A 26,709-nucleotide genomic window follows, 5' to 3' on the forward strand; every position below is an offset into this window, starting at 1 on the left:
GGGGTCTCCCTCCGTATGGAGGAGTTGGCGGACCTCCTCCAAGGAGGCGTGGGGGACAATGCAGGTGCGGCGCATGGGTGAAGGGTACAACAAAAAGGGGTATGAAATCCTCGCGCGATAAATTGGCGCGCCTCCATCCAGTGGAGATCGCTCGTCTTGCGCAGGCTCTTTCGTACCATCAAGGGGCTGAGGTGGTCGAATCGCTCGATGACGAAACCGCCGCCGAAACGCTCGAAGAGATGAGCGCCGAAGAACAAGCCCGTATCATCGGCGAAATGGATGAGGAACGCGCCGCCGACATCCTTGAACATATGTCGCCCGACGAAGCCGCTGATGTGCTCGGCGACCTGCCAGAAGAGAAGGCCGAAGACCTGCTCAACCGCATGGAGGCCGAAGAGCAACAGGACGTGGCCGAACTGCTGCCTTACGCAGACGACACCGCGGGCGGCCTGATGACCACGGAGTTCGTCGCGCTGCCCAAAGATCTCACGGTGGGCGAAGCGTTGGCGCGGCTGCGCGAGATGGCCGAAACGCCCAACATGATCTACTACCTTTACGTCGTCGAAAGCGAAGACTCGTGGAAACTGGTCGGCGTCGTCACGCTGCGCAACTTGATCTTGGCCGATCCCAACGCGCGGCTCGAAGAGGTCATGCGGCGCGAATTCCAAGCGGCACGACCCGATGAACCGGCGCGCGAAGTGGCCCAGCGCATCGCCGAGTACAACCTGCTCGCGCTGCCCGTGGTCGATGAAGAAGGCGATATCCTCGGCATCGTCACCGTGGATGACGCCATGGAGATACTCCTCCCCAAAGGCTGGCGTCAACGCCTGCCGCGGCTGTTCAGCTAGTTTTCGGCGACACGCGGACGAAGGAGAGAAGAGTGGCAGAAAAAGGCGTAGCGATCGAAAACGCGACGCGCCGTTGGCTGCGGCGCACACGACGTACCCTGCGCCGCACCGTGGGGCGCCGCTCGCCAGTGCTCACCTTCCTAGCCGTCCTCGGCCCCGGCATGGTCGCCGCCAATGCGGGCAATGACGCGGGCGGCATCGCCACCTACGCTTCGGCGGGAGCAAGCTATGGCTACAAACTCCTATGGACGCTCTTCCCGGTCGCCATCAGCCTCGCCATCGTGCAAGAGATGTGCGCGCGCATGGGAGCGGTCACGGGCAAAGGGTTGGCCGACCTCGTGCGCGAGCAGTTCGGCGTCCGCTGGACCGCCCTCGTCATGCTCGCGCTGCTTATCGCCAACACGGGCGTGACGGTTTCGGAGTTCGTCGGCATCGCCGCGGCGACGGAACTTTTCGGTATCCCGCGTTACTTTTCAGTGCCTGTCGCGGCGCTGAGCATCTGGTGGTTGGTCGTGCGCGGGTCGTACCAGCGCGTCGAGCGCGTCTTTCTGCTGATGTCGCTCGTCTTTTTCGGCTACATCGCCGCAGCCTTTCTGGCCCGCCCCGATTGGCATGTGGTGGCCCGCGGGCTCGTCCGCCCAACGGTGCATTTCGATGGCGAATATCTCTTCACCATCATCGCGCTCGTTGGCACAACCATTTCACCCTACATGCAAGTCTTTGTCCAATCGTCTGTGGTCGAAAAGGGCATGACAGCCGACGATTGCGCGCACGTGCGCGCCGACGTCTGGACGGGAACGCTCTTTGCCATCATCACGGCTTTCTTCATCATCGTCTCCACCGCCGCAACGCTCCACCCCTACGGCATAAGAGTCGAGACCGCCGCCGATGCGGCGCGCGCGCTCGCTCCGCTCGCCGGACGCTACGCCGAAATCCTCTTCGCCACAGGGCTGTTCGGCGCCTCTATGCTCGCCGCTGGCGTGCTGCCGCTCGCGACAGCCTACTCGATCAGCGAGGCTTTCGGTTTCGAGAAAGGCGTCTCGCACAGCTTCCGTGAAGCCCCTATCTTCCTCGGCATCTTTACCTTTCTGGTCGCCGTCGGCGGGCTGGTCGCCATCTTGCCGGGACTGCCGCTAATCCGCGTCTTGCTCGTCACGCAAGTCATCAACGGACTGCTGCTGCCCGTGCTGCTGGTCGCCATTTTGCGTCTGGCCAGCGACCGCGAACTGATGAAGGAGCATGCCAACACGCCCGCCTATAATGCAAGCGCCTGGCTAACGGTGATGGGGGTCTCGGCACTGTCAGCGATCTTCATCGGCCGCACCTTGCTGGATTAAGGAAAGCTCCTTGAGAAAGCCCTTTGTGCGGGCGTCATACGGCTGCGGCAAATAAGCTCGCACGACAGCCCGATAGAAGGCCCCTTACGACGATTGAATTACGCCCAGCGATGCACGACCTCGGCTGCATCCAGCGCGGTCGGGCAACGGGGAATGAGCGCTGGTCGTCCAACTTGACAGGAAAAGACTCAAGGATTATTATAAGAGCTGACTCAGGCGATCACCGCCAGAAAGGAGGCGAAAGTGACATGATGAACGTCATGCGCTACGATCCTTTCCGTGACCTTCGCAACCTGCAGGAAGAGGTCAACCGGCTCTTCACCACGAGCCTCGCTCGCGCCTTTGGCGATGAGGGCATTGAGCGCGGAGCCTGGACGCCTAACGTCGACATCTACGAGGATCACGATCACATCTTCATCGAAGCCGACCTACCCGGCATGCGGCGCGAGGATTTCGAGTTGACGCTCGAAAACAACGTCCTCACGCTGCGTGGCGAGCGCCGCTTCGAGAAGAAGAGCGAGAACTATCACCGCGTTGAGCGGCCTTATGGCATCTTCTCTCGCTCCTTCACTTTGCCGCAGACGGTGGCGACCGAGGGCGTCACGGCTGAGTACCGCGACGGCGTGCTCCGCATCGCTTTGCCGAAGCGCGAGGAGGTCAAGGCGCGTCGCATCGAGATCTTGAGCGAAGGCGAAGCGCCCAAGCCGCAGGTCATCGAGGCGGAAGCCAAGGCGGCTGCGGCTCGTTCGTAAGCTGTTCGGCGGCCCGGCGTTTCCATCGCCGAGCCGCCTTGCATTTGATCTGGGGACTTTCTTCAACCGTGAAGGAGAGCGAGAAATGGCGCGAGAGATGTGGGAACCGATGCGCGATCTGATGATGCTGCAGGATCGCGTCAACCGTCTTTTCGAGGGTTTTGCGCAAGGGCGTAGTCCGGAAGCCGAAATTGAGCGTGGCGACTGGGTGCCGCCCGCCGATGTTTACGAAAACGACGACGAGTTCACGGTGCTTCTCGATCTACCGGGCGTGCGCCGCGAAGCGCTCGAGGTCGATCTCAACGAGAGCCGACTGACCGTGCGCGGCGAGCGCCTTGCCGATCAAAAGAACGCGCGTCGTCTGGAGCGGCCCGCCGGGCGTTTCGTGCGCAGCTTCGCGCTGCCGCCGACGGTGGACCGTACGGCGATCGCGGCCGACTACCGTGACGGCGTGCTAACGCTTCACTTGCCGAAGCAGCGACAGCCAGAAGCGCAGCGCGTGCGCATCGAAGTTCGGTGAGGATTTTCAGTGATCTTCGCGTCGGAAGGTGTGCGCCATGCGTGACGAGAAGGACAAAGAGTTGAAAGACTCGAACGGTGAAAAATCCGAGGAGAAGGTTCGCGTGACCGACAAACGTCGCATTTCGCCCGACAACTTGGAGAGTTCAGCCGAGCCCGCGGCAGAAACCGCACCTAAACCGACCTACGTCGAGCAACTCGAGGCACGCACGCTCGCGGCGGAACAGAAATTAACCGAAGTGCAAGCGCGCTTCGAGCAACTGCGTGATGAATTACGGCGTGAAACGGACGCGACGCGCCAACGGTTGACGCGCGCCGCCGACGAGCGTATTGGGCGCGAAAAGGCCGCTTTCATCGCCAAACTCCTGCCGGTCATCGATAATCTCCGGCGGGCATTGGAGGCGGCCGAGCAACAAGGCGCGCCCGAGACCTTGCTCGACGGGTTGCGCGGGACCATCGCCGGGTTCGAAAGCGTCTTGGCCGCCGAAGGGGTGGAGCCCGTTCCGTCGGTCGGAGAGCGCTTCGACCCACACATGCACGAAGCCGTCGAGGCCGCTGATGTCGAACCGGAACAGGACGGCATCGTGCTAGCGGAGTATACACGCGGCTACCGCATGGGCGATCAGTTGTTGCGTCCGGCGCGCGTCAAGGTCGGGCGCGCGCGTGCTGGCGCGCAAAAGGCTGGCGAGTAACGCGCAGTATAGATAGATCGAAGGGCTTTTGGAGGAAGCGCGGAAGCGAGTTCGCTTTGGCGCTTTCTTTATTCACGAAGAGGCGGCATGGCGCGCGAAAAAGAGTCAACTTGATCGGCAAAGATTGGTGAGATATTTGCAACGCCGGGTTGTGGTATCATACTCATGGCTGTGGTAACGCAGCACAACGGACCTCTTCGCCCGGCGCATCTAAAGACGGGCGAAAGGTGCGAGCGAAATTTCGAGCAGAGGATTCATAGTCGAAGATAAAAGATGTTGGACGTTGGCACTTACAAAGATCGTTTCGGTGAGACGGGCAAACGAGTCTTCGAGCACGCGATTCGCGAGTCGATGCGGCGGGAACAGAACTATCTGGCCGTCGAGCATATCATTCAAGCGCTGGCGACCGAAGAGGCCGACCTTTTCAACGCGACCATGCGCGACCTTTCGGTTGATCCGCGCATCGTCAAGGTGCAGATCGAAAAGCGTCTCGACAACGCGCGGTTCCAGCACATCGGCAAAGGGCTGCGCATCAGCCAAGAGACGATCAATTTGTTCAAGCGCGCGATGGAACGGGCGCGCGCACAAGGGCGGAAGACCATTGAGGCGACCGACCTTTTCATGGCGCTCGCCGAAGATGGGTCGTTCGTCGAAGTTTTGCGGAACTTCGGCGTCACTCCGGAGGCATTTGTGGAAAACGTACGTTCGCACGTGCACGAACGCGAGCTGGAAGAGGAGCGGCAACGACGCAAATTCGAGCTGCCTCCGTACCTGAAACACTTCGGCGTCAGCTTGAACAGGCTGGCGCGCATGGACAAATTGCCGCCGACCATTGGCCGCGAACGCGAGATCCAACAGATCATCGAGATTTTGTGCCACCGCGAGCGCGCCAATTCGCCCATGTTGGTGGGCGAGCCTGGGGTCGGCAAAACGGCGGTGGTCGAAGGGTTGGCGCGACTGATCGAGCTTGAACCGAATAAGGTTCCAGCCCGATTGCGCAATGCGCATATCGTCCAGCTACAGATGGGCGGCCTCGTCGCTGGCACCATGCTGCGCGGCATGTTCGAAGAGCGAATCAAGGGCATCATCGACGAAGTCAAGGAGCGCGAGAACATCATCCTGTTCATCGATGAAGCCCACACCATTATCGGTGCCGGCGCAGCGCTCGGCACGTCGAGCGACGCCGCGAACATGTTCAAGACGGCGCTGGCGCGCGGCGAGATGCGCATCATCGGGGCGACGACCTTGACCGAGTACAAAGAGTACATCGCCGAAGACGAGGCGCTGGCGCGTCGCTTCCGTTTGGTCAAGGTCGAAGAGCCATCTTTGGCCGAGACGCGCGAGATCCTCTACGGGCTTCGTCCGCGTCTGGAGCGCAACTATTCCGTGACCATCACGGACGAAGCGATCAACACAGCGCTCGAGATGGCGCCACGATACATTCGCAACCTTCATCTGCCCGATAAAGCCATCGGTTGGTTGGACACGGCGGCGGTCAAAGTGGAGATCAACGAACCGTACAGCCTCGTCGTCCGTCCCGAGCACATCATCGAGGTCATCTCGCAGGAGTCGCGCATACCGCGCGACATGATCTTTCGCGACACGACCGATCGCTTCGCCAACATGGAAGCTGAACTAGCCAAGCGCGTCATCGGGCAAAAAGAGGCGATTCGCGCCGTCGCGCAGCGGTTGCGCTTGAACAAGGGACCGCTCAAGGAGAACCATTACAAGCCCGACGGCGTGCTTCTGTTCCTCGGGCCGACCGGCGTCGGCAAGACCGAGCTGGCAAAAGCGGTCGCGGAGTTCATGTTCGGCGACGAGGAGAAGATGATTCGCATCGACATGAGCGAGTATGCGGATGGCACGGTTAGCATCGAAAAATTGATCGGCATGCCGCGCGGCATCGTCGGGTCGGAGCGCGGCGGGATCTTGACCGAGCAGTTGCGCGAGAACCCATACACCGTGCTCTTGCTCGACGAAGTCGAGAAGGCTTCGCCCTTCTTGATGAACCTCTTCCTCCAAGCTTTCGACGAAGGCTGGCTCACGGATGGCCGTGGCAAGAAGGTCTACTTGTCGGACGCCATCGTCATCATGACATCGAACTTGGGGTCGGAGAACTTCCGCAAGTACGAAAAGCCCTTGGGCTTCGGCACCAAGACCGTGGGCGACATGCGCGCCATCAAGAACGAGGTATTGAAGGCCGCCGAACAACGCTTCTCGCCTGAGTTCCGCAACCGAATCGACGAGATCGTCGTCTTCTCGCCGCTGACGATGGATGAGGTCAAGCAGATCGCGGAACTCTACCTGAGCAAGCTCCGCGCCCAAATGGAGCGGCAAGGCAAGGCGCTCGAAGTGAGCGATGCGGCGGTCAGCCTGCTGACCGAACGCGGCTTCAGCCCGACCTATGGTGCCCGCTTCCTCAAGCGCCACATCGACGAGAAGGTGAAGCTGCCGATCACGGCGCTGTGGAAGACGGCCGACCGCTTCATCGTGGATGTCGAAAACAACGAAGTCGTCGTGCGCACCGCTTAGGACGTTGCGCGCCGGTAAGAAGAACGATCTCGAGGCGAGATGGGAAGGATGAAGCCCTCTCGCCTCTTTTCTTCTCCTTCGAAGCGGAGGAGCGTATGAGCGTGCTATCGGGTCGAATTCACAGTTTGATCGTCCGCTTTTTGGGTTACAGGGCCATGTGCAGAACCCTTCTCTTGGGGTCCATCCTGTTCGGCGCGGCGCTGTTGAGCGCACAGGCTCAGGCACAAGAAGCGACGCGCGCCGAACAGATCATCAAACGCGCGGTGGAAGCCCTCGGCGGCCAAAACTTCCTGAACGTCCGTTCGATCACGAGCCGCGGGCGCTACACGCAGTATCAGGACGGCAAGCCAACCGTTCCCGTCGCCTTCGTCGATTACTTGGTTTATCCGGATCGCGAGCGCACGGAGTTTCGCGCAAGCGAGGGACGCATCATTCAGACCAATGTCGGGAAGACCGGGTGGGTTTACGACGGAGCGGCCCGCACGCTGCGCGACATGAAACCGGACCAGATCGCCGACTTTCAACGCGCCATGCGCACCAGCTACGACAACGTGACGCGCGGTTGGTGGCGCGCCGAAGGAGCGCGCCTCAGTTACGTCGGGCGGCGCGAGGCCGGCGTTGCGCGCCGCAACGAGGTCGTCCGCCTTGACTATTCGGATGGTTTCAGCGTCGAGTTCGAGTTCGATGCCAGGACAGGTCTGCCAGCCAAGGCCATCTACAAGCGGCGCAACGACAAGGGCGAGGAATCGACTGAAGAGGATCGCTTCCTGCGCTTTCTCGACGTCAACGGCGTGATGTTCCCCTTTGTGGTGGACCACTACCGCGACGGCGTGCAAACGAGCCGAGTAAACTACGACGAGGTGGAGTTCAACCGGCCCATCCCGGACGCGCTTTTCGCGCGTCCAGCCGATGCCCGCTCGGTCAAATAGCCATTGGTTAGGCCGTAGTCCCTTTCGCCCTTTTCGCCAGTCAATCCGCGGCGCGAACGCGCACCTTCTCCAAGTCCAACTCGTCGCTCGTCACATCCGCCATCGCTCGATCGGCCCTCGTCTCGCCGATCAGACGCGCGAACAACTCCTCGTACTGATCGACGACGCGCTCCCATGAATAAAGCTCACGCGCGCGCGCTTGCGCCCGCTGACGATAAGCGCAAACCAGCGCACCATCTCGAAGCACGCGCTGCAGTTTCGCCGTCAGGTCTTTTTCGTCCGAATAAGTGATGCCGGCTTCGCCGATGACTTCGAGGTTTTCCGGCGTGGCGAGCGTCAGCACGCAATTGCCGTAACCCATCGCTTCCACCAGCGCCGGGTGCGTGCCGCCGACCTCCGTCGCGTGAACGTAACAGTAAGCGTTCTGCTGCAAAGCGCGGTACGCTTCACCGAAGACGAACCCCGTGAAGATGATGCGACGGTCGCTCTGCGCTCTTCGACGCAGATCTTTGATGTACTCATGCGCGTAGGGCGCATCGCCGACAATCAGCAATCGGTGCGTGGTACGCACGCGCTTGAAGGCTTCGATGACTAAATGAGCGTTGTTCTCCGGCTCCAAGCGCGAAACGTAAAGCACGTACCGATTCGGCTCGACGCCCCATCGTCGGACCAACGCGCCGTTTATTCGGCGCTCGATCTCTGCGCCGTAGGCGATCATCACCGACGGGCAGTTGTATCGCGCCAAGTAGTAGTCGTGAATGACGCGCGCATCGGTGACGAGTTCATTTGGCAACCAAGTGGCCAGTCGTTCGGCCAAACGGTAATAGGCGCGTCCCAACCGGTTCCACTTTTTGCGTTTGTGTTCCAGCCCATCGACGTTAATGGCGACCGGCGTGCGGCAAGCGCGTAGCAACGGGACGAAGATGACGTTGGCCGCGTTGCAATAGAGCGCGACGTCGTACCGTTCTCTCATCGCGTGGAGCGTCGAAAGAAAGGCGTGCACAATGGTGTCGAGATATTTGTGACGAATGGTCGGCAGCACCTTCAGCCGCACGCCACGGTATTCGATCTGCCGCGGGCTAACGTAGTGCGACCGGCAGTAGACGGTCACGTCGTGACCGCGCGCGACGAGTCTGGTTGAAAGCTGCTCGGCGAAAGTCTCGAATCCGCCGTAGCTGGCGGGCACTCCTCGCGTCCCGAGAATGGCAATACGCATCGATTGGTCCGTCCGACGGCGAGCGCGTTAGGCTGCTCCCGCCGCTTTTTTGTAAGCTTCCAAAGTCAAGCGCGCTGTGTGATGCCAGTTGAACTGGCGCGCGCGTTCAAGCCCGCGACGACTGAGTTCGGCCCGGAGCGAGGCGTCTTCGATCAAACGTTCGAGCGCCTCGGCCAACTCCGCTTCGTCGAACGGGTTCACCATCAAACCGGCCTCGCCGACGACCTCCGGCAAGCTAGTGCGGTTGCCGACAAGGACGGGCGTGCCGCACTGCATCGCTTCGAGCGGGGGCAAACCGAAACCTTCGAAAAACGAAGGGTAGACGAAACACAAAGCGCCGGCGTAAAGCGGCGGCAGATCCTCTTCCGGCACATAGCCGGTGAAAAGAACGCGATCGCCTAATCGTTCAGCCGCGCGCAGCGTCGTTTCAAAGAGCCACGCGCGTTTGCCGACAACGACCAGACGAGGGAGATTACCTTGCGCGCTTTTTCGTTGCAAGCGCTCATAAGCGGCAAACAACCGACCGAGGTTCTTACGCGGTTGAATCGAACCGACGGCCAAGATATATGCGCCTTGGATCCCGTACCGAGCGCACACGCGGCGCACTCTTGCCGCCTCGACCGGAGCGAAGCGCGACGCTGCAGCCAGCGGTGTCACCGTGATCCGATCCGGAGCGATGCCGTAGGTTGCGATCAGATCGCGCCGCGTGTATTCCGATGGGACGATGATCTGCGCCGCGCGTTTGGTCGTCCACCGAACCGTTAGACGCAACTGCATCCAACTTCGCCGCCGGAAGGTCTCTGGCAGATGCTCGAACGCGAGATCGTGCACGGTCACTACCACCGGGCAAGGCGTAACGGGCGGAGCCGTGAACTGCACGTGCAACAGATCGACCGGACGCAGACACAGCTCGGCGACCAAGCTCAGCGGAATGCGGATGAAAGGCGTATGTGGAAGCGTGCGGCGTAGCTCAACGTTGGGCCAGCGGCGGGCGAACTTTCGAACGGCTTGCGGTTTAGTGACGTAGAGCGTGTAGCGATTCTCGCAATCGATGGCGGCCAGCGCTTCGATCAGTCCGGTGATGTATGTCTCGTTGCCGGCAAGCTTCGTCCCAACCGCGTGGGCGTCGATGGCGACGTGCATAGCGCGACTTTTCGTCTCCGGCGTCACGCGCTCTTTGCGCAGACACCACGGAAGCTCCGTCGGTGCAATGGGCACGGGCCGTAAGCTCGCAGGGCCGCCAAATGCGCGCGCGTTCCGTAGCCAACGTGCTGTGCGAAGCCATACTGCGGGTAGAGCGCATCGTAATCGCGCATCAACCGGTCGCGCCACGTCTTGGCGATCACCGAAGCGGCGGCGATCGACGCCGAAAAAGCGTCTCCTCGCACGATCGCGCGTTGCGGAAGGGGGACATCGCGAAGGCCAAGGTGCCCATCGATGAGCAGAAAATCGGGCTTCGGATCAAGCCGCTCGATCGCCATTGACATCGCCCTTTGCGTCGCGCGCAAGATGTCGAGTCGGTCGATCTCGTCCGCCTCGACGGCGCCGAGGCCAATGGCGATCGAGGTGCGCGCAAGTTCAGCGGCGATACGCTCGCGTTCAGCGGCCGCGAGCAGCTTGGAATCGTTCAGCTTATGCGGAAGCGGCGCGCGCGGATCGAGGATCACGGCGGCGGCGACAACGGGACCGGCCAAAGCGCCGCGGCCGACCTCGTCAACACCCGCAACGAGGTGAAAGCCGCCTGAACGCGCTTCTTCTTCCAACGCCGTGCAGATGAGCGAAGGGCGAGCCTTTGGCGATGAGCGTCCCACCGGCTCGTTCTCCTCGGCGAGTTAGCTCGCGGCCTTCTTCTGCTCGTTGTTGTTCTGCGCGCCTCGCGTGTCGCGCTCGCGAACGCGCGACGCTTTGCCGCGCAGCTTACGCAAGTAGTAGAGCTTGGCGCGTCGCACGCGACCGCGTTTGATGACATCGATGTGATCGATGATCGTTCCATGCAGCGGGAAGATACGCTCGACGCCGACGCCGAAGCTGGTCTTGCGCACGGTGATGGTCTCGCTCGCACCACGCCCTCGACGGGCGATCACAACGCCTTCGAAGGCCTGCAAACGTTCTTTGTTCTCCGACTCCTTGATGCGCACGTGGACGCGCACCGTGTCGCCCGGCCCGAAGTCGGGCAGGTTCGTGCGTAGCTGCTCTTTATCGATCTCATCCATCGGATGCATGATGACGACTCTCCTTTCAAACTTAAATCCCTCGACGAATGGCCTCGTCAAGCGTTCCGCTCCTCGCGCTGAATCTCCTCGAGAAGGCGCCGATCCTCGTCGCTCAGTGCGGCTCGCTCCAGCAAGTCCGGTCGGTTGCGCCACGTCTTGCGCAGCGCCTCCTTGCGTCGCCACTCGGCGACGCGCGCGTGGTGGCCGCTTACGAGCACTTCCGGCACGCGCATGCCGCGGAATTCCGCCGGGCGCGTGTAGTGCGGGCAGTCGAGCGTGCCCGCGGTGAAAGATTCGTGCGCGGCCGACGTTTCGCTTCCCAACGCGCCGGGCAGCAGCCGCACCACCGCATCGATCAACACCACCGCCGCTGGCTCTCCTCCCGACAGCACGTAGTCTCCGATGGAGACCTCATCGGTTGCCAAAGCCTGCGCCACGCGTTCGTCCACGCCCTCGTACCGCCCGCAGATGACGACGATGCGCTTTGCGCTCGTCGCCAGTTCTGCCGCCAGCGCTTGCGTCAACGGCTTCCCTTGCGGCGAAAGCAAGATGACGCGCGTTCCCGTCGGAAGTTCAGCGCGCCCTCCCGCGCCGGTCAACTCCTCGACGGCAGCAAAGATCGGCTCCGGCTTGAACACCATCCCGTCGCCGCCGCCGAACGGACGATCATCCACCGTGCGATGACGGTCGCTGGTCCAGCGACGTAGATCGTGCACTTCGATCTCCACTAGACCCGCGGCCCGCGCGCGTTTCACGATCCCGTAGTCAAAGACCGAAGCGAAGAAACCTGGGAAGATCGTGATGATGTCGAACCTCATTCGTCGCTGTGCGCGCGCCGTTTCGCTGTCGGAGACGACGCGCTCAAAGTAATCGAACGCTTCTCGCGTCCAAGCACGGCGCTCGCCGATGGCCAGAAGAGGGCGATGCTACAGTTCGAGCAAGCCTTCCGGCGCATCGATGCGGATCAGCTTGCGCCCCACATCTATTTCGATGCATATCTCTTCGGCCAATGGGATCAAGTAGTCGCGCCCATGTTCGCGCGTGCTATCGACGATCAAGTTCGGCGTGCCGCCCGTGTGCCAAACGGCGCGCACGCGCCCCAACTCCTCGCCCGCCACCGTCTCGACGCGGCACCCTTGAAGCTGCCACTCATAGAACTCTCCTTCGCCAAGCGGCACGCACTCGGCTTCGGGCACGGCGAGCGTGCATCCGACGAGCGATTGCGCGGCTTCGATCCGCTCGTAGCCGACGAATTTCAACACCAGCCTCCCCTGGTGAAACCAGTGGTCCGCCACGATGAGCGCATGCAGATCGCCATTGGGCGCAATGGCGATCAAACGTTCAAGACCGTCGAAACGCTCAGGGAAATCGGTCAGCAAGTCAGCGACTACCTCTCCACGCGTGCCACGTGTTCGCGCAACGCGCGCGACTGCGACCAGATCATCCCGTAAAGGCTCTCGCCCACCCATTTGCAGTTCGTGGGTCGCAAGGGGTCCGCTCGGCGATCCGCAAATCGCTCTTGCGGCCGATCTCGCTGGCTCGTCAAGCGCCCCTGCACGAGCTTACTCAGCGATCTGCAGGTTGTAGCGCCGTTTCTGCTTTTCGCCCGCCGCCTGCAATACCGTGCGCAGCGCTTGCGCCGTTCGCCCCTGTCGCCCGATGATGCGCCCTATATCTTGTGGCGCGACGTGCACTTCGATGGTCACCGCGCGATCGCGTTCAACCGCGTGGACTTTCACCGCCTCGGGATCGCTCGCCAAGGCCTTGACGATCATCTCCACGGCGTCTTTCATACGCGGCTCCAAGTCATGATTGGCTGCTGCCCGAAGCGGCCTCTTCTCCTTGCGCCTGCTTCCCATAACGATTGATGAGTCGTCGCACGATGTCGGTCGGCTGCGCGCCCTTTTCCATCCAGTATTGGATCCGATCCATGCGCAAACGCACTTCGGCTGGATTTGGCGTCGGATTATAGAAGCCGACGTTCTCCAAATAGGCGCCATCGCGCTTGGAAAGCTTCTCTTTGACGACGATGCGGTACGAAGGCTTCTTCTTCGACCCCATGCGCATGAGTCTAATGGCTAACAATGCTCTACCTCCTAAAGCAACTGGTGTTGTCGTAGCTCCTCGCTCGATCACGCTCGACGCGCGCCGAAGCGCTCTCAGGGCGCGCGTCGTCCCGCACGAAACCGCTCCTCTCTAACGCCGCTTCTTTCTCCGTTTCTTTTTGCGACGCGGGAGGCCCGGAGCAGGTAAGGCATTGCCCGCGTCATGTTCCATCGGATCGTTCTCGTCCGGTGCCCCGCTCGGCAATCCCTTCATGCCCATCATGCGGCGCATCATGCGTCCGCGCAACCCACCGCCGCCGAAGATTCCGGCGCGCGACAGCTCGCGCATCATCTGGCGCATTTCGACATACTGCTTGATGAGCTGATTGACCTCGGCGACGGTGGTGCCAGACCCTCGCGCGATTCTGCGCCGCCGACTCGCGTTCAAGATGCGGTGATCGGCTCGCTCTTCCGGCGTCATCGAATCGATGATCGCCTCGGTGCGTTTCAACTCGCGTTCGATGGCAGCCGATTGCTCCTCGGTCAAATCGGGGAGGCCGATGCTGCCGAGAAGCTGGTCGGGCAGCAGCTTCATGATCTTCGAGAGCGAACCGAGCCTCTTGACCTGTCGCAACTGTTGACGAAAATCGTCGAGCGTGAACTCATTCTTCTGAATCTTCTTCAGTTGCTCTTCGGCTTCGGCGCGATCGACCTTGGCCTGCACCTCCTCGATGAGCGAAAGCACGTCGCCCATGCCGAGGATGCGTTGCGCGATGCGATCCGGGTAGAAGGGTTCGAGTGCATCGTACTTTTCGCCGACGCCGACGAATTTGACGGGCTGCCCCGTCACCTGTTTGATCGAAAGCGCCGCGCCGCCGCGCGCATCGCCATCCATCTTGGTCAGGACGACGCCCGTTATCCCAACGCGGCGATGAAACTCCTCAGCCGAACGGACGGCGTCTTGGCCGGTCATCGCATCGGCCACGAAGAGGATTTCGATCGGGCGCGTCTCGCTCTTGATTCGGACCAGCTCCTCCATCAACTGGTCGTCGATGTGAAGTCGTCCCGCCGTGTCGATCAGCAACGTGTCGTAGCCGTAGTCGCGCGCGTGGCGTACCGCTTCGCGCGCAAGCAGCACGGGATCGTTCGACTCCGGCAGATCGAAGATCGCCTGCCCCGTCGCCTTAGCGATCACTTTCAACTGCTCGCGAGCCGCCGGGCGATAAACGTCCGTTGAGACGAGCAACGGCTTGCGTTGCTCGTTCTTCGCTAGCCAGAGCGCGATCTTGCCCGTCGAGGTCGTCTTGCCCGAACCCTGTAACCCAACGATCATGACGACGTTGGGCGATTGCTTCGTGAAGACCAGACGCGACGAAGTTCCGCCCAGCAGCTCCACCAATTCATCATAGACGATCTTGACAACCTGCTCGGCCGGTTTGAGTTCTTGCCAAACCTCTTGCCCAAGCGCCTTTTCGCGCACGCGCGCGATGAAGTCTTTGGCTACCTTGTAATTGACATCGGCTTCGAGCAACGCAAGACGGATATCGCGCAGCGCCGCATCGACGTGCTCCGGGCGCAATACGCCTTCGCCGCGCAGGTTCTTCAACGTCCGCTTGAGCTTGTCGGATAAGGACTCGAACATGGCTTCACCAAGAACAGGGCAAGCGACCGGAGCCGAAAACGAAAATGATAGAGGGGCACCCACATGGGTGTCAAGAAAGGGCGTAAAACCCGCGCTTTCAGTTACTCAGGTTGACGAGGTCAAATGGCAGGTCAATCGCGGCAACCGACGGTCAGCGAAGACGGTGGAAACGACCTCGCCTTCGCGCTCCGCCCCCATTGCGAGATAGAAACCTTCTGCGTGCGGGTCGCTGTGGACCTCTATTCGATGATAGCCGAAGCGCCGAGCGGTGCGTACAGCATGTTGCCACAACCGTTTGCCGTAGCCTCGACCGATCATCTCAGGCGCGACGAACAGATCGGCCAACAGCGCGACCCAGCCCGCATCGCGCAGCCGGTAGAATCCAACGATCGACCCGTCAGCCCCGATAACGAAGACGTGATCGCGAACGAGATCAGCGGGCGAAAGCCTCAGATCATCGCGACACGCGCGCATGAAAGCCTCATCGTAGCCCCACACGGCTTTGGAACGAAAAGCCAACTCGCTGAGCAGTTCGGCTTCTTTGTGGCGCGCTCGCCTGATCTTGACCGCACCGACCCTCGCCTTCATTCGGCACTTATCCTGCTATCCCGTCGGCGTGAGTTGACCTTTCACTCTTCGTCTTCGATGCGGAAGAAGACGCGCAGGGTGACTTGATATTCGATCCGCCCTTCGCGCAAGCCGCCGCGTTGTTCCGTGACGACGAACCACGAAAGATGGCGCAACGTCTGACGCGCCCTTTCGATAGCCACTTCCACAGCATGAGTGAAACTCTGGTCGGAAGTGCCGACGATGTCTATGCCTTTGAAGACATGTTCGCTCACCTTTACGCCTCCAAATTAAGAGCAGCGCTCGCGTGTGCCCAGACTCGGAACGACCTCGCCGCTTCGCGATTCGCCGCCAAAGTTTTTTCCAGCGGCACGCTAACACGCTGCTTCTTTGAGCGTCAAGCTGCACGCAGATGGCTCTCAACTTGTAACTGTCCGTGTTGCCACAGACAGAACAAAGACGTCAAGCCGCACGCAATCGGCTCTCAACCAAAGCTCGCGTAAGAACGCGCGATTCGTTCGATGAAAATGGGCAGGCAGACAAAGGGAAACCGACCCTTCGTCTCTTTACAGCCGTTCGATACGAGGACCCGAAAACGCGTTTGCGCCCGAAGCGTGCGAACGTTCTCAAGTCCGTCCCGTCGAGTTCGCCGAAAGAGCGCAGCGATCAAAAGCGATGGCCCAATCTTTGACCTGAGGACTTGAGCCCACTGCCCAAGCAAAAACTCGCTCAAAGTCACGCTAATAACCACGCCAAGCGCTAGGGCTGAGTCCGCAACCTCGGCGAGCCTCCGCCCGACGCGCAAAAGCGAGGAATAGACCGTCGCTGAGTGGATCCGCGACGACGCGCACGTCCGCTTCAAAAAGACCGCGCGCCCCAAACGGCCCCCTCGGCGCGAGAGATACTTGTTTGAACAAAGAATCGGCGCTATTATTGCTTGGTCCTACCTGCTAATCGGGCACAAAGAGAACGGGCCAGCACCCCATTCGGAGACGCCGGAGGGAGAAGCGTTCCGTCTCAAGGCGCTGGCCCGTCTCATTCGGAGGAGCCCACCTTCCTGTTCCATTAAACGCTGCCAGTCTCGTTTTGGTTTCAAAAAACTTCGCAGCGCTTCATCGCCTTTATGATGAGGCGATGCTCCGTTGAGGTTGGACGCCGCAACGCACGTCGTGGACGAAGAAATTTTTCTCCGCGTCGCGCAAGTGTGCCGATGGTCGTGTTAGGCTGCCTAGCCGCCACGACGAAGCCCCTCTTTTTATTATGCTGCGCGCGCGCGTGGCGCGCGGTACCGACGCGCGATGCGGTCAAGCCATTCCTGCGCCTGTTCGTAGTATGGGAATCGCTCCTCTTCGGTGCGAAACGCTTTGGTGTGGTAGTAGCGCCGACCGTTGATGATGCGCGCTGGATGTTTGATGTGCAACATTTCGTGGTAGAGAATGTACTCGACGAACCATTCGGGCACATCGCGCGAATCGAGCGTCTTGCTGATGACAATGGTATCGTGGACGCCATCGTGGTGTCCCAAGATACGGCGCGTCCGCCGTTGCGACCAAGTCAGCGTCGGTTTGGGCAGTTTTCCATCGAAGTAGCGTCGGTTCAACCGATCGAACATGCGGTCTAGATCATAGACCTGTCCGCGCGCCGAGGAGACGATCTTGCGCCCGCGCTTTTGACGCGCAAGGTCCGCTGCGCGCATCACTTCGGGCGTACAAGCGTAATCGCGGTAGACGCGGTCGTGCACCTCGGGCGTGCGTCGTCGGAGCAACTTGGCGACCAAGATGAACGCCAACGCGCGGTGAACCTTGAGCGGCGCGTTGCGGAAAATATCTGAAATGCGCACGTAAACGCGCCCCGAACGAAGCCTGATGGTATGATGAAGACCGGCATACGGGTAGAAACGGACCTCCACTTCGGGCGGCGTCCGGCGCGGTTCGATTTGACGAAAAGCCTCAGTGTAGAGGTAACTCAAGTGCGATGCAGAATCCACCATAAGCCTTTTTCATCCCCTTGTCCGCGAGATTTTCGGTTATCAGCTCCGAGCCGTTGGGTGGCCTAACGCAGCCTTTGCGTGCCTGAGCGATCCTGAAAGATGTTCGGACCAAAGTCGGCCGTGTTGCTGACAAGGCAAGAATGCTTGCCCATCTTACGGAGAAGCGGCGAAAGGCGTCAAATGCCGTCCCTCATGCCACGAGCTAACCCTTGAAGACTCTTCGACATGCGGGCAGGGAGGATTTTCGACGTCGGGACGCTGGTCACCATGTACAGCGTTTAAACTCAAATGGAACAGGGATTTAACCTGAAGGCCGGGGCGGCGAACGCCCTTTGCGAAACGCAAACGACCGAGGATCAATAACTTACACAAACGCAAGGGCGGTTTCGAAACCTCCGAACTGGTGCGCCAACGACCGGCGATCGCTCTTGCCTCGGGCACGCGCCTCCGACGCCAGTTTGGCGCAAACGGCGCGCCAAAAAAGCTGTTTGCACGGGCACGATCGTTTCGCTATACTTGCCGAGGGCAGTGCGCCGTGCCGCCCGTTAGACTGTGATCAAGCGGGCTTTTGCCGCGTTAAGACCTTTTCGATCCTGCCCGCATTTGCGGTTTCCGATGGTCACGCGAAACACACGTTCAAACGCTTGGACACCGGATGCGCGTGCCCAATTAGTGCTGGCGACCATTATCCGCGAGCACTTGGTGACGGGCGAGCCGGTTGGCTCGCGCACGGTTGCGGAACGATGCGCGCATGCGGCGCGGTGGAGTCCGGCGACCATTCGCAACGTCATGGCAGAGCTTGAAGAAGCGGGATTGGTCGAGCAGCCGCACACGTCGGCGGGGCGCGTGCCGACGGACAAAGGTTACCGCTTTTATGTGGATCACATGCTGGGGCACGCGCGCCTGCCAAAGAGCGATCTGCTCGCAATCGAACGCGCGCTCGGCGAAATCGAACCTGATCCCGCGCGATTGATGGGGCGCGCTTCGCACCTTCTATCGGAATTAACTGACAACGTCGGCATCGTCTTCGCGCCGCCTGTGACCGATCAAAAGCTTCAACACGTCGAATTCGTGCGGCTCATGGATGGGCACATTCTCGTCGTGTTGGTCCTTGCCCCGAACATCGTCCAGCATCGGCTCGTGCGCCTTGATGAACAATTGGAACAAGAGGAACTGGATCGCGCGGCGCGTTACCTCAACGAAGAATTTCGTCATCAGAGCCTTCAGGCGATTCGCGCGGAACTAACGCGCATCATTCGCGAAAAGAGGGCGTTCTATGATGAATTGCAACGCCGCGCGGCGCTGCTATGCGAGCGCAGTCTAGCTGACGCCGACGACCGGTCGGGCGAAATCTATGTCGATGGGACATCGAACATCTTGACCAAACCGGACTTCGCCGACCTCGAAACGCTCCGCGCGCTGGTCCGCACGCTGGAAGAGAAGCGGCGTTTGATCAAGATCTTGAACGAATGTCTTGCGCGCGAGCGGTCGTCGGTACAAGTCATCATCGGACGCGAACATCGTGCGCCGATCATGCGCGCGTGCTCGCTCGTTGCAGCCCCGTATCGTTTGGCCGACTCTTCTTTCGGCGCGCTGGGCATCATGGGTCCGATGCGCCTCGAATACGAACGCGTCATCGGGCTTGTGGGACACATCGCGCGCGTTGTGGAGCGCAAACTCAATTCCAACATGTCATCATGATCAGAAACAAAGAGCAACGAAAATCAAAGCGCATCCCGGTCAATTTCGCCGACCAGGCAACGCCGCGCGACGAACAAGCCGAAGAGAATCCGGCGGCGGAAATCGGCAATTCTTCGGTAACAGCAGAAGAGATCGGGCGCCAATCCTCATACGAGGGAGAGACAGAAGTCGGGCAACGCGTTCGTCGCGGACCGAGCGACGAACAAGCTCCAGCGACGGACACCGCAGGTGCCCCCTCGACGCAAGACCTGCCCGAAGAACGAGAACGACAGAAAACACCGGAAGTCGTGCCCGAACAAACGCGCGAGGCGCATCCTGCCGAAGAGGCGGCCGGTCCGGTAATGGCCGAACTGATCGCTACGCGGGCCGAACTCCGGCGCCTCGAAGAGGAACTCGCCAAGGCGAAGATCGAACATCAAAGCCTGCGCGATCTGCTGCTTCGGCGGCAGGCGGAATTCGAAAACTTCCGCAAGCGCATGGAACGCGAGCGGGCTGAAACTTATCAGCGCGTGCTCGGCGAGATCGTCAACCAACTGCTTCCCGTGATCGACAACCTGCGCCGCGCTTTGGAAGCTAAACGGTCGGCGGCAGCGCAGGAATCCGAAGAGTTCCGCCATTTTCTTGCGGGCGTGGAATTGATCAGCAAGCAACTGGACGGAATCCTCGAAAACTTCGGGATCAAACCGGTGGCCGCCGTCGGACAACCGTTCGACCCACACTTTCATGAAGCGGTCGCGACCGAACCGACCGACGAAGTGGAACCAAACACCGTCGTCGAAGAGCTTGTGCGCGGTTACCTCCTCGGCGACAAACTGCTGCGTCCGGCGATGGTCAAGGTCGCAACAAGAGAATGAGTCGCACGGCGGTGGCCCAATCTTCTGTGCCACCGTCGTTTTTGAACTCTTCGTCTCACCTCTACCCTCTACGATCCTTGGAACTGCTATGGGAAAGATCATCGGCATAGATCTAGGAACGACCAACTGTTGCGTCGCGGTGCTCGAAGGCGGCACCGTGCAGATCATCCCCAACAAAGAGGGCGGCAGAACCACTCCTTCGGTCATCGGTTTCACCGAAAAAGGCGAACGACTCGTCGGGCAGATCGCCAAACGCCAAGCCGTAACCAACCCGACGAACACCGTCTATGCGGTCAAGCGATTGATCGGCAGACGCTTCGATGCACCCGAAGTGCAACAGGCGCGCCAGACGTGTCCTTACGAGATCGTTGAAGCGGAAAACGGCGATGCGCGCGTGCGTGTTGGCGGGCGCGTCTACAGCCCACAAGAGATCTCCAGCATCGTTCTCCAACGGCTCAAGGCGGCTGCCGAAGATTTCCTCGGCGAACCGGTCACTGAAGCCATCATCACTGTTCCGGCCTACTTCGACGATGCGCAACGCCAAGCGACCAAAGACGCCGGTCGCATCGCGGGTCTCAAGGTCGAACGGATCATCAACGAGCCGACCGCGGCGGCGCTCGCCTATGGCCTCGGGCGTGCCGAGTCGGAGCGAGTCGCCGTTTACGACTTGGGCGGCGGGACGTTCGACATCTCCATCCTTGAGATCAACGATGGCGTTTTCGAGGTCCTCTCCACAGCGGGAAACACTTTTCTCGGCGGCGAGGACTTCGATGAGCGGATCGTCGATTGGATGGTCAAAGAGTTTCTCGACGAAACCGGCATCGATCTGCGACAGGACCGGCTTGCGCTGCAGCGGCTGAAAGAGGTCGCCGAACGGGCCAAGTGCGAGCTTTCTTCGCTCACTGAGACGACCATCAACCTGCCTTTCATCGCGGCGGACGCGACCGGGCCGAAACATTTCAACAAGACGCTGACGCGCGAGAAGTTCGAGGAGTTAGTGGCCGATCTCGTCGAACAGACGATCGAGCCGTGTCAAAAGGCGCTATGGGATGCCAAACTTCAACCGACGGACATCGACAAGGTGCTGCTCGTCGGCGGGCAAACGCGCTCGCCCATCGTCATGCGCACGGTTCGCGAGATCTTCGGGCGCGAACCGTCGGCGGAGATCAACCCTGATGAAGTGGTCGCGATGGGCGCGGCCATTCAAGCGGGCGTGATGACGGGCGACGTGAAAGATATCGTCCTGCTCGACGTGCTGCCGCTCAGTCTCGGCGTGGAGACGCGCGGCGGGCTCTTCACCAAGATCATCGAACGCAATTCGACCGTGCCGTTGCGCAAGAGCCTCGTTTTCACTACGGTCGTCGATAATCAGACGTCGGTCGAAATCCACGTCTTGCAGGGCGAGCGCGAGATCGCCAGCGGCAACCGCTCGCTCGGCAAATTCGAACTCGTCGGGCTTCCGCCCGCGCCGCGCGGCGTGCCGCAGATCGAAGTGACGTTTGAAGTGGATGCCAACGGCATGCTCTCCGTTTCAGCGCTCGACAAGGCCACCGGCAAACAACAACAGATGCGCGTTACGCCAACTTCGGGACTGTCCGCTGAAGAGATCGAACGGTTGATCGCCGAGGCGCACACCGCCGCCGAGCTTGATCGTCGGCTTAAAGAGATCATCGCCATGCGCAATCGGCTGGACGGCTTGGTGCGTAATACGGAACGCACCTTTCACGAATTCGGCGCCGCCCTGTCGCCTGACGCACGACGCAAAGCGCATCGAGCGATCAATGACGCGCACGCCGCAACTCAATCGGAGGATCCCGAAGAGATCCGCCGCGCGCTCGAAGAGATCGAAAAGCTCGCGGCGCAACTGACAGCCGCGATGCTCAATTCGACCAACGCATTGTCCGAACAAGATCGCGCGGAAACGAATTGACCCGAAGACTACGGTTTGTTCGACCGGATGAGGCGGCCCCCTTTGCAGGGCGGATGAAGAGAGGACTGGATGGCGTGGGTTTACCCTCCAACGTGCGCATCTTGCCCCACAAGCTGCCTATCAATTCACATCGGATGGCAAGTCTTTGCGCCCTCCAATCCCTCATCGGTCCAGCCTCTGAACCGTTTCGGGACGGCTTCGGTCTTGACCCGCTCCCGTTGTATATTTACGGTTTGACGCGAAAGGAAGCGTGCCCTTTCGCAGCTTGTTCAAAAATCCGTTCTCACGCGAAAAGTTTTCCGAAGAAGATTCGGTGACCCATGACCAAAAGGGATTATTACGAAGTTCTAGGTGTCAGTCGCAACGCGACCGAGCAAGAGATCAAAAGCGCTTACCGGCGTCTTGCCGTGCGTTATCATCCGGACAAGAATCCGGGCGATCCGGAAGCCGAAGAGAAGTTCAAAGAGGCAGCCGAAGCTTATTCGGTGCTCTCCGACCCGGAAAGGCGTGCGCTCTACGATCGCTACGGGCACGCGGGCGTGTCCGGCGCTGGAACCACCGGCGGCTGGTCCACCACTGGCTTCGGCGGTATTGAAGACATCCTGAACGATTTCTTCGGCTTCGGCGAAGTCTTCGGCGGGCGGAGCGCGCGGCGGCAAGCGCCGCAACGCGGAGCCGATCTGCGCTTCGACGTGGAGATCTCGCTGGAAGAGGCGGCGCAAGGCGCCACGCGGACCATTCGCATACCACGTCTGGAGACCTGTCACGTCTGCCGCGGGACGGGGGCCATGCCAGGCACGCAACCCGAAGCTTGTCCGACCTGCGGCGGCATCGGCCAAGTCCGCTACCAGCAAGGCTTCTTTTCGGTGGCGCGCACCTGTGCGACGTGTCGCGGCGCGGGGCGCGTCGTGCGCACGCCGTGCCGTGAATGTCGCGGTGCGGGACGGCTTGAACGCGAAAAGACCCTCGAAGTCAAGATACCGGCAGGCGTTGAAACCGGTTCGCGTATACGCATCGCTGGCGAGGGCGAAGCGGGCGAACGCGGCGGTCCACCGGGTGATTTGTACATCGTCATCAACGTCCGCGAGCACGAACGGTTCGAACGTCAAGGGAGCAACCTCTACATCAACGTCCCGATCTCGTTTGCACAAGCGGCGCTCGGCGCGCAGATCAACGTCCCAACGCTCGACGGCGCGCAAGAGACGCTGCGCATTCCGCCGGGGACGCAAACGGGCACGGTTTTTCGTCTCAAGGGGCACGGGATGCCCGTCTTGGGCGGACGCGGACGCGGCGATCTGTTCGTTTCGGTCACCGTGGTGACGCCGACTTCGTTGACGCGCGAGCAGCGTCGATTGTTGGAGCAACTGGCCGAGATCGAAGATCGCGATTTCGAAAACGAAAGCCTCATGGACAAAGTGCGGAGCATCTTCAGTTGAAGCATCTTCAGTCCAACATCCGCCGAACACCATCGGCGGAGCGAGACGAAAGAGAAGATCCCGCGCGGCGAAGCATCCGATCGAAGATGCTTCGCCCTTTCGTTTTCAGCCGATAAGTCCATCTTCGACTAAGTGCTTCGCTCTTTCGTTTTCAGCGCAGCGCCCGCCTTGATCGCATCACCGTCGGAAGCTCAGACGCTTCCTCGCCGCTTCAAATGCGCGCGTCGGTAGGGGTTTCGCAAGGCGCTGTGCGCGCGCGTTGAATGGTATGCCCGATGACGGCTGTGATGATGATCGCGCCGCCAAGAAGCGCCCAAGACGACGGTCGCTCGCCGAGTGTGAGGAAGACCCACAAGGGATTGAGCACCGGTTCGATGTAGCCGATGATGCCGGCATCGAGCGAACGCGCTCCGCGCGCAATGCCGCGCGTAAAGAAGACGTAGGCGAGGCCGATCTGCACCGTGCCTAAATAACCGACGATCGCAAGCTCGCGCAACGAAAGTTTTTCAATGCCCGCGATGAAAGCCGGGGCGGTCAGCGCAGCGAGCAAGAGGTTGCCATAGATGACCGGAGCGGCACTATTGACCGCGCGTGCGCGCGGGTGTCGCAGTAGCAGCATGAAGAGCGCGAAGCAGAGGCCCGAAATCAACGCCGCGATATTGCCGCCGATGTCCGCCGGACTGAGTTTTCCGACGAAGAAGAGCGCCATCCCGAAAAGGCAACAGACGACGACCAACAGATCCGTGAAACGGAAACGCTCGTCGTACAACAGCGGTTCGAGCACGAGCACGTAAACCGGCGCCGTGTATTGAAGGAAGATCGCGTTGGCCGCCGTCGTCAGCTTCGTCGCCACGACGAAAAGGAGCAAGAGAACGGCGTAGAGCGCCGCCGAAAGGAGCGTGATGCTGTTCGTCTTGAAACCTTGGCGGCGCGTCAAGAGGGCCACCGTCGCCGCGGCAAACAGCGAACGCCCGCACGAGAGCTCGAAGGCTGAGAGCGCGCTCAGCTTGATGAATAAACCGCCCGTGCTGAAGAGCACGGCGGCGAGCACGATCATCGCCAGCGGCGAACGCAACCAACCATCTCTCATGGCGAGCGCGACGGGAAGCCCGTTCGAGGTCCCCTCAACCGAGCAGCGATCTCGATCATCAAACGTTCGACTTCACGTCGGTCCGGCAAAGCGGCGCGACGATGGGAGCAAACGGCGAAGCGGTTGCCAGAATCTCTCGTTCACCGTTTGCAGCAAACTCATCGCGCCCATGTAAGCGTAACCGAAGAAGAAGAGCGCGAGAAAAGGCAGCGTGCCCCAAAGCTCCATGTGAACCGCGTAGATGAACGCCAGTAGGAAATAGATGGCGAAGCTTATCTCGAGCAACGGCAAGAGGCCATGCCGACGGCGGTATTTCTTCCTCTTCCACGTCGCATCATCGGCGTGCTCGACGCGGTATTTGGGCGTGCGGATGAATTCCGTGCGCACGCCGAATAGGGCTTCGAGCACAGCGCGCGCATTCGAGAAGGCGAGGCCGATGCCCAACGCCATGACCAACGGCAGATGAAGCAGCCGCCGCGAACGCCCGCCGTCCAGATACCAGATGGCCGAGCCGTAAAAGAGCGCCACCGAGATCGTCGAAAAGAAGAGCAACGGAAGATCGAAGAGCATCAGTTGGTAAAAGCCCTGGTTGTAGCGGACGAGGAGCAGCGGAAACTGCAACAGACTGGCGATGATCATCAGCGGGTAGCTGAGGTTGCCCGTCAGGCGAAAGAACATCTCCAGCTTGACGCGCAAAGGCAAATGTGCCCGCCAGATGCGCGGATAGAGCTTGAGCGCCACTTCCGTCACGCCCTTGGCCCAGCGCCTTTGCTGCGCTTTAAAAGCGTTGATCTCAACAGGCACTTCGGACGGCGTGTCTTCATCGAGCAAATAGACGAACCGCCAACCCATCAACTGCACGCGAAACGAAAGGTCTGTATCTTCCGTGAGCGTGTCGTGCTGCCAACCGCCACTCATCTCGATGGCGCATCGGCGCCAAATCCCAGCCGTCCCGTTGAAATTGAAGAACCCCCCGGTGCGATTGCGCACCGTCTGCTCGATGACGAAATGGCCATCGAGCATGATCGTCTGCAAGCGCGTCAGCAGGTTGTACGCCCCGTTGATGTGCGACCAGCGCATCTGCACGCACGCGACGAGCGGGTCGGCAAAATAGTGGACCATTTTGCGCAGGCAATCCGGGCGGGGAACGAAATCGGCGTCGAAGATGGCGATCAACTCGCCCGTTGCGGTCCGCATCCCGTTGGCCAAAGCCCCCGCTTTGAAACCGGTCCGGTCAGCGCGGTGGATGTATTCGATCTCGAATCCTTGCTGCGCGTAGTGTTGGACCAGCGAGCGCGCGACCCCTTGCGTTTCGTCCGTCGAATCGTCGAGCACCTGAATCTGCAATAGGTGGCGCGGATAATCGAGCGCGGTGACCGCCTGCAAGAGACGCTCGACGACGTAAAGCTCGTTGAAGAGCGGAAGCTGCACGGTGACGCGCGGAAGCTCCGCCTCGCTCAACGTCCTTTTGGGCACGGGCGCGGAGTGCCGGTAGCGCCAGAAATCCACGACCTGTTTGATACGGTACACTCCATAGATGGAGAGAAAGCCGAGCAACCCGAAGTAGAGCGCCAGCACGGTCCAGTCGAAAAGATCGAGACGGTAGAGCGGACTGATGTTCTCCGCCGTTTTTACCGCGATGTTCTCGAAAAGCCGCTGCAAAAGCTCATCCGGCGTGTTGAACTCAAAAGCAAACATCCGACCGCGCCATCCTTAAGCCGCTTCGACGAGCGGAAGTTCAAAAACTGATAAGTTTAGCCCACAGCGCCGCCTCGATCAATTCGTTCGAGGCGACGCCGTTGGCGTGGATTCGCGCGCGCATCTTCTCACACGGCGGGGCAGCAGGCAGCGGCACCGACGGGACAGCTAGTCAGGGCGGTGTTTTTCGAAGAGCGGGACGGCGATCAGACTGCCGACCGTGCAGAAAGCGGCGAGAAGTATTGCGCCAAGGAGCATGATCAACGTAGTCAAAACCAAAGCTTCCCCAAAGGACTGGCTCTCCACTTGTTGCCTTATCGCTGCGGCCTGCAACGGATCGAGTCGCGAAGCGAAGCTGATCATCATTTCATTCACGCTTTGCCTGAAAATCAGGCTCAGCGGAAGGCCGATCAAGATGTAGATGAGTCCGCCGATCACGCCAGCAAACAATCCGACTTGTGCGCTCTCCCCTGTTTTGACCGGCAACGGAGATTTCTTGATGTAGAGATATCCCGCCAGTAACCCACCGACAACTCCCCACAAACAGCAACATATGTTGGCCGCGCTCACTATCGGAATCGCTGACAACAATCCCGTCAGCAAACCACCGAACAAAGCCGGTTGCAGTTTCTCCTTCATCCTTCTCTCCTCCACAACACGAAGGCTGATCAGCGTGGCGCTTTCAGGTGACGTCCTCCCCTCAATAAATTGAGGGGCA

At 60.4% G+C, this 26,709-nt stretch carries 26 protein-coding genes; 11 read left to right on the forward strand and 15 right to left on the reverse strand.

Annotated features, from left to right (window positions below; translation table 11 throughout):
* Nucleotides 1-101: 101 nt before the first annotated feature.
* The 7 genes from C4334_RS11040 (at nucleotide 102) to C4334_RS11070 (ending at nucleotide 7,609) form a co-directional block, all read left to right on the forward strand.
* Nucleotides 102-848, forward strand: coding sequence for a magnesium transporter (locus C4334_RS11040; RefSeq protein WP_352432142.1), 747 nt, complete (start codon nucleotides 102-104; stop codon nucleotides 846-848).
* A 32-nt stretch (nucleotides 849-880) separates the two neighbouring features.
* A complete protein-coding gene (locus C4334_RS11045) occupies nucleotides 881-2,185 on the forward strand; it encodes an Nramp family divalent metal transporter (RefSeq protein WP_352432143.1) in 1,305 nt (434 codons plus the stop codon).
* 248 nt (nucleotides 2,186-2,433) lie between these two features.
* On the forward strand, nucleotides 2,434-2,937 hold the full coding sequence (locus C4334_RS11050; protein WP_352432144.1) for an Hsp20/alpha crystallin family protein: 504 nt from the start codon (nucleotides 2,434-2,436) through the stop codon (nucleotides 2,935-2,937).
* Between the two features lie 85 nt (nucleotides 2,938-3,022).
* Nucleotides 3,023-3,457: an Hsp20/alpha crystallin family protein gene (locus C4334_RS11055; protein WP_352432145.1), complete on the forward strand. Its 435-nt coding sequence runs from the start codon at nucleotides 3,023-3,025 to the stop codon at nucleotides 3,455-3,457.
* A 37-nt stretch (nucleotides 3,458-3,494) separates the two neighbouring features.
* Nucleotides 3,495-4,148, forward strand: coding sequence for a nucleotide exchange factor GrpE (locus C4334_RS11060; protein WP_352432146.1), 654 nt, complete (start codon nucleotides 3,495-3,497; stop codon nucleotides 4,146-4,148).
* A 273-nt stretch (nucleotides 4,149-4,421) separates the two neighbouring features.
* Nucleotides 4,422-6,680 (forward strand): AAA family ATPase, encoded by a 2,259-nt coding sequence (locus C4334_RS11065; protein WP_352432147.1) that lies wholly within the window; start codon nucleotides 4,422-4,424, stop codon nucleotides 6,678-6,680.
* Between the two features lie 95 nt (nucleotides 6,681-6,775).
* Complete coding sequence (locus C4334_RS11070) at nucleotides 6,776-7,609, forward strand: hypothetical protein (protein ID WP_352432148.1); 834 nt, start codon at nucleotides 6,776-6,778, stop codon at nucleotides 7,607-7,609.
* A 40-nt stretch (nucleotides 7,610-7,649) separates the two neighbouring features.
* Here C4334_RS11070 and C4334_RS11075 read toward each other — a convergent pair whose 3' ends face one another.
* The 12 genes from C4334_RS11075 to C4334_RS11130 form a co-directional block, all read right to left on the reverse strand.
* Nucleotides 7,650-8,825: a glycosyltransferase gene (locus C4334_RS11075; RefSeq protein ID WP_352432149.1), complete on the reverse strand. Its 1,176-nt coding sequence runs from the start codon at nucleotides 8,823-8,825 to the stop codon at nucleotides 7,650-7,652.
* A gap of 27 nt (nucleotides 8,826-8,852) precedes the next feature.
* Nucleotides 8,853-10,043, reverse strand: coding sequence for a glycosyltransferase family 4 protein (locus tag C4334_RS11080; protein WP_352432150.1), 1,191 nt, complete (start codon nucleotides 10,041-10,043; stop codon nucleotides 8,853-8,855).
* Nucleotides 9,992-10,636, reverse strand: a complete 645-nt coding sequence (rnhB, locus tag C4334_RS11085) for a ribonuclease HII (protein WP_352432151.1) — start codon at nucleotides 10,634-10,636, stop codon at nucleotides 9,992-9,994. Before rnhB ends, C4334_RS11080 begins: the two co-directional genes overlap by 52 nt.
* A gap of 21 nt (nucleotides 10,637-10,657) precedes the next feature.
* On the reverse strand, nucleotides 10,658-11,050 hold the full coding sequence (gene rplS, locus C4334_RS11090; protein WP_502943439.1) for a 50S ribosomal protein L19: 393 nt from the start codon (nucleotides 11,048-11,050) through the stop codon (nucleotides 10,658-10,660).
* A 44-nt stretch (nucleotides 11,051-11,094) separates the two neighbouring features.
* A complete protein-coding gene (gene trmD, locus C4334_RS11095; protein ID WP_352432153.1) occupies nucleotides 11,095-11,856 on the reverse strand; it encodes a tRNA (guanosine(37)-N1)-methyltransferase TrmD in 762 nt (253 codons plus the stop codon).
* 108 nt (nucleotides 11,857-11,964) lie between these two features.
* A complete protein-coding gene (rimM, locus tag C4334_RS11100) occupies nucleotides 11,965-12,507 on the reverse strand; it encodes a ribosome maturation factor RimM (RefSeq protein WP_352432154.1) in 543 nt (180 codons plus the stop codon).
* Nucleotides 12,508-12,600: 93 nt separating this feature from the next.
* Nucleotides 12,601-12,831 carry a KH domain-containing protein gene (locus C4334_RS11105; RefSeq protein WP_352432155.1) on the reverse strand — a complete coding sequence of 77 codons (231 nt, stop codon included), beginning with the start codon at nucleotides 12,829-12,831 and terminating at the stop codon, nucleotides 12,601-12,603.
* A gap of 13 nt (nucleotides 12,832-12,844) precedes the next feature.
* Nucleotides 12,845-13,105, reverse strand: coding sequence for a 30S ribosomal protein S16 (gene rpsP, locus C4334_RS11110; protein WP_352432167.1), 261 nt, complete (start codon nucleotides 13,103-13,105; stop codon nucleotides 12,845-12,847).
* 129 nt (nucleotides 13,106-13,234) lie between these two features.
* On the reverse strand, nucleotides 13,235-14,725 hold the full coding sequence (gene ffh / locus C4334_RS11115; protein ID WP_352432156.1) for a signal recognition particle protein: 1,491 nt from the start codon (nucleotides 14,723-14,725) through the stop codon (nucleotides 13,235-13,237).
* Nucleotides 14,726-14,830: 105 nt separating this feature from the next.
* Nucleotides 14,831-15,313, reverse strand: coding sequence for a GNAT family N-acetyltransferase (locus tag C4334_RS11120; protein WP_352432157.1), 483 nt, complete (start codon nucleotides 15,311-15,313; stop codon nucleotides 14,831-14,833).
* Between the two features lie 41 nt (nucleotides 15,314-15,354).
* Nucleotides 15,355-15,567 (reverse strand): dodecin, encoded by a 213-nt coding sequence (locus C4334_RS11125; protein ID WP_352432158.1) that lies wholly within the window; start codon nucleotides 15,565-15,567, stop codon nucleotides 15,355-15,357.
* 983 nt (nucleotides 15,568-16,550) lie between these two features.
* Nucleotides 16,551-17,282 carry a SprT-like domain-containing protein gene (locus C4334_RS11130; RefSeq protein ID WP_352432159.1) on the reverse strand — a complete coding sequence of 244 codons (732 nt, stop codon included), beginning with the start codon at nucleotides 17,280-17,282 and terminating at the stop codon, nucleotides 16,551-16,553.
* 615 nt (nucleotides 17,283-17,897) lie between these two features.
* Here C4334_RS11130 and hrcA point away from each other — a divergent pair.
* The 4 genes from hrcA (at nucleotide 17,898) to dnaJ (ending at nucleotide 23,203) form a co-directional block, all read left to right on the forward strand.
* Nucleotides 17,898-18,983, forward strand: coding sequence for a heat-inducible transcriptional repressor HrcA (hrcA, locus tag C4334_RS11135; RefSeq protein ID WP_352432160.1), 1,086 nt, complete (start codon nucleotides 17,898-17,900; stop codon nucleotides 18,981-18,983).
* Entirely contained in the window at nucleotides 18,980-19,837 is an 858-nt protein-coding gene (grpE, locus tag C4334_RS11140) for a nucleotide exchange factor GrpE (protein WP_352432161.1), read from the forward strand. The genes hrcA and grpE overlap by 4 nt, the downstream gene beginning before the upstream one ends.
* A gap of 88 nt (nucleotides 19,838-19,925) precedes the next feature.
* Entirely contained in the window at nucleotides 19,926-21,767 is a 1,842-nt protein-coding gene (gene dnaK, locus C4334_RS11145) for a molecular chaperone DnaK (protein WP_352432162.1), read from the forward strand.
* Between the two features lie 320 nt (nucleotides 21,768-22,087).
* The gene (gene dnaJ / locus C4334_RS11150; RefSeq protein ID WP_352432163.1) at nucleotides 22,088-23,203 is read left to right on the forward strand and encodes a molecular chaperone DnaJ; all 1,116 of its coding nucleotides are present in this window, start codon (nucleotides 22,088-22,090) and stop codon (nucleotides 23,201-23,203) included.
* A gap of 211 nt (nucleotides 23,204-23,414) precedes the next feature.
* Here dnaJ and C4334_RS11155 read toward each other — a convergent pair whose 3' ends face one another.
* The 3 genes from C4334_RS11155 to C4334_RS11165 form a co-directional block, all read right to left on the reverse strand.
* Entirely contained in the window at nucleotides 23,415-24,293 is an 879-nt protein-coding gene (locus C4334_RS11155) for a DMT family transporter (RefSeq protein WP_352432164.1), read from the reverse strand.
* Between the two features lie 72 nt (nucleotides 24,294-24,365).
* Nucleotides 24,366-25,991 (reverse strand): glycosyltransferase, encoded by a 1,626-nt coding sequence (locus tag C4334_RS11160; protein ID WP_352432165.1) that lies wholly within the window; start codon nucleotides 25,989-25,991, stop codon nucleotides 24,366-24,368.
* 168 nt (nucleotides 25,992-26,159) lie between these two features.
* Nucleotides 26,160-26,630, reverse strand: a complete 471-nt coding sequence (locus tag C4334_RS11165) for a hypothetical protein (protein WP_352432166.1) — start codon at nucleotides 26,628-26,630, stop codon at nucleotides 26,160-26,162.
* Between the last annotated feature and the right edge of the window lie 79 nt (nucleotides 26,631-26,709).

This window comes from Pyrinomonas sp. (genome assembly GCF_040289685.1).
GTDB lineage: Bacteria > Acidobacteriota > Blastocatellia > Pyrinomonadales > Pyrinomonadaceae > Pyrinomonas.

Coding starts and splice junctions, on each gene's coding strand:
- C4334_RS11040 (WP_352432142.1), top strand. CDS start 102: ATGAAATCCTCGCGCGATAAATTGGCGCGCCTCCATCCAGTGGAGATC.
- C4334_RS11050 (WP_352432144.1), top strand. CDS start 2,434: ATGATGAACGTCATGCGCTACGATCCTTTCCGTGACCTTCGCAACCTG.
- C4334_RS11055 (WP_352432145.1), top strand. CDS start 3,023: ATGGCGCGAGAGATGTGGGAACCGATGCGCGATCTGATGATGCTGCAG.
- C4334_RS11060 (WP_352432146.1), top strand. CDS start 3,495: ATGCGTGACGAGAAGGACAAAGAGTTGAAAGACTCGAACGGTGAAAAA.
- C4334_RS11065 (WP_352432147.1), top strand. CDS start 4,422: ATGTTGGACGTTGGCACTTACAAAGATCGTTTCGGTGAGACGGGCAAA.
- C4334_RS11070 (WP_352432148.1), top strand. CDS start 6,776: ATGAGCGTGCTATCGGGTCGAATTCACAGTTTGATCGTCCGCTTTTTG.
- C4334_RS11075 (WP_352432149.1), bottom strand. CDS start 8,825: ATGCGTATTGCCATTCTCGGGACGCGAGGAGTGCCCGCCAGCTACGGC.
- trmD (WP_352432153.1), bottom strand. CDS start 11,856: ATGAGGTTCGACATCATCACGATCTTCCCAGGTTTCTTCGCTTCGGTC.
- rimM (WP_352432154.1), bottom strand. CDS start 12,507: ATGGGTGGGCGAGAGCCTTTACGGGATGATCTGGTCGCAGTCGCGCGC.
- C4334_RS11105 (WP_352432155.1), bottom strand. CDS start 12,831: ATGAAAGACGCCGTGGAGATGATCGTCAAGGCCTTGGCGAGCGATCCC.
- rpsP (WP_352432167.1), bottom strand. CDS start 13,105: ATGCGCATGGGGTCGAAGAAGAAGCCTTCGTACCGCATCGTCGTCAAA.
- ffh (WP_352432156.1), bottom strand. CDS start 14,725: ATGTTCGAGTCCTTATCCGACAAGCTCAAGCGGACGTTGAAGAACCTG.
- C4334_RS11120 (WP_352432157.1), bottom strand. CDS start 15,313: ATGAAGGCGAGGGTCGGTGCGGTCAAGATCAGGCGAGCGCGCCACAAA.
- C4334_RS11130 (WP_352432159.1), bottom strand. CDS start 17,282: ATGGTGGATTCTGCATCGCACTTGAGTTACCTCTACACTGAGGCTTTT.
- hrcA (WP_352432160.1), top strand. CDS start 17,898: ATGGTCACGCGAAACACACGTTCAAACGCTTGGACACCGGATGCGCGT.
- grpE (WP_352432161.1), top strand. CDS start 18,980: ATGATCAGAAACAAAGAGCAACGAAAATCAAAGCGCATCCCGGTCAAT.
- dnaK (WP_352432162.1), top strand. CDS start 19,926: ATGGGAAAGATCATCGGCATAGATCTAGGAACGACCAACTGTTGCGTC.
- dnaJ (WP_352432163.1), top strand. CDS start 22,088: ATGACCAAAAGGGATTATTACGAAGTTCTAGGTGTCAGTCGCAACGCG.
- C4334_RS11155 (WP_352432164.1), bottom strand. CDS start 24,293: ATGAGAGATGGTTGGTTGCGTTCGCCGCTGGCGATGATCGTGCTCGCC.
- C4334_RS11160 (WP_352432165.1), bottom strand. CDS start 25,991: ATGTTTGCTTTTGAGTTCAACACGCCGGATGAGCTTTTGCAGCGGCTT.
- C4334_RS11165 (WP_352432166.1), bottom strand. CDS start 26,630: ATGAAGGAGAAACTGCAACCGGCTTTGTTCGGTGGTTTGCTGACGGGA.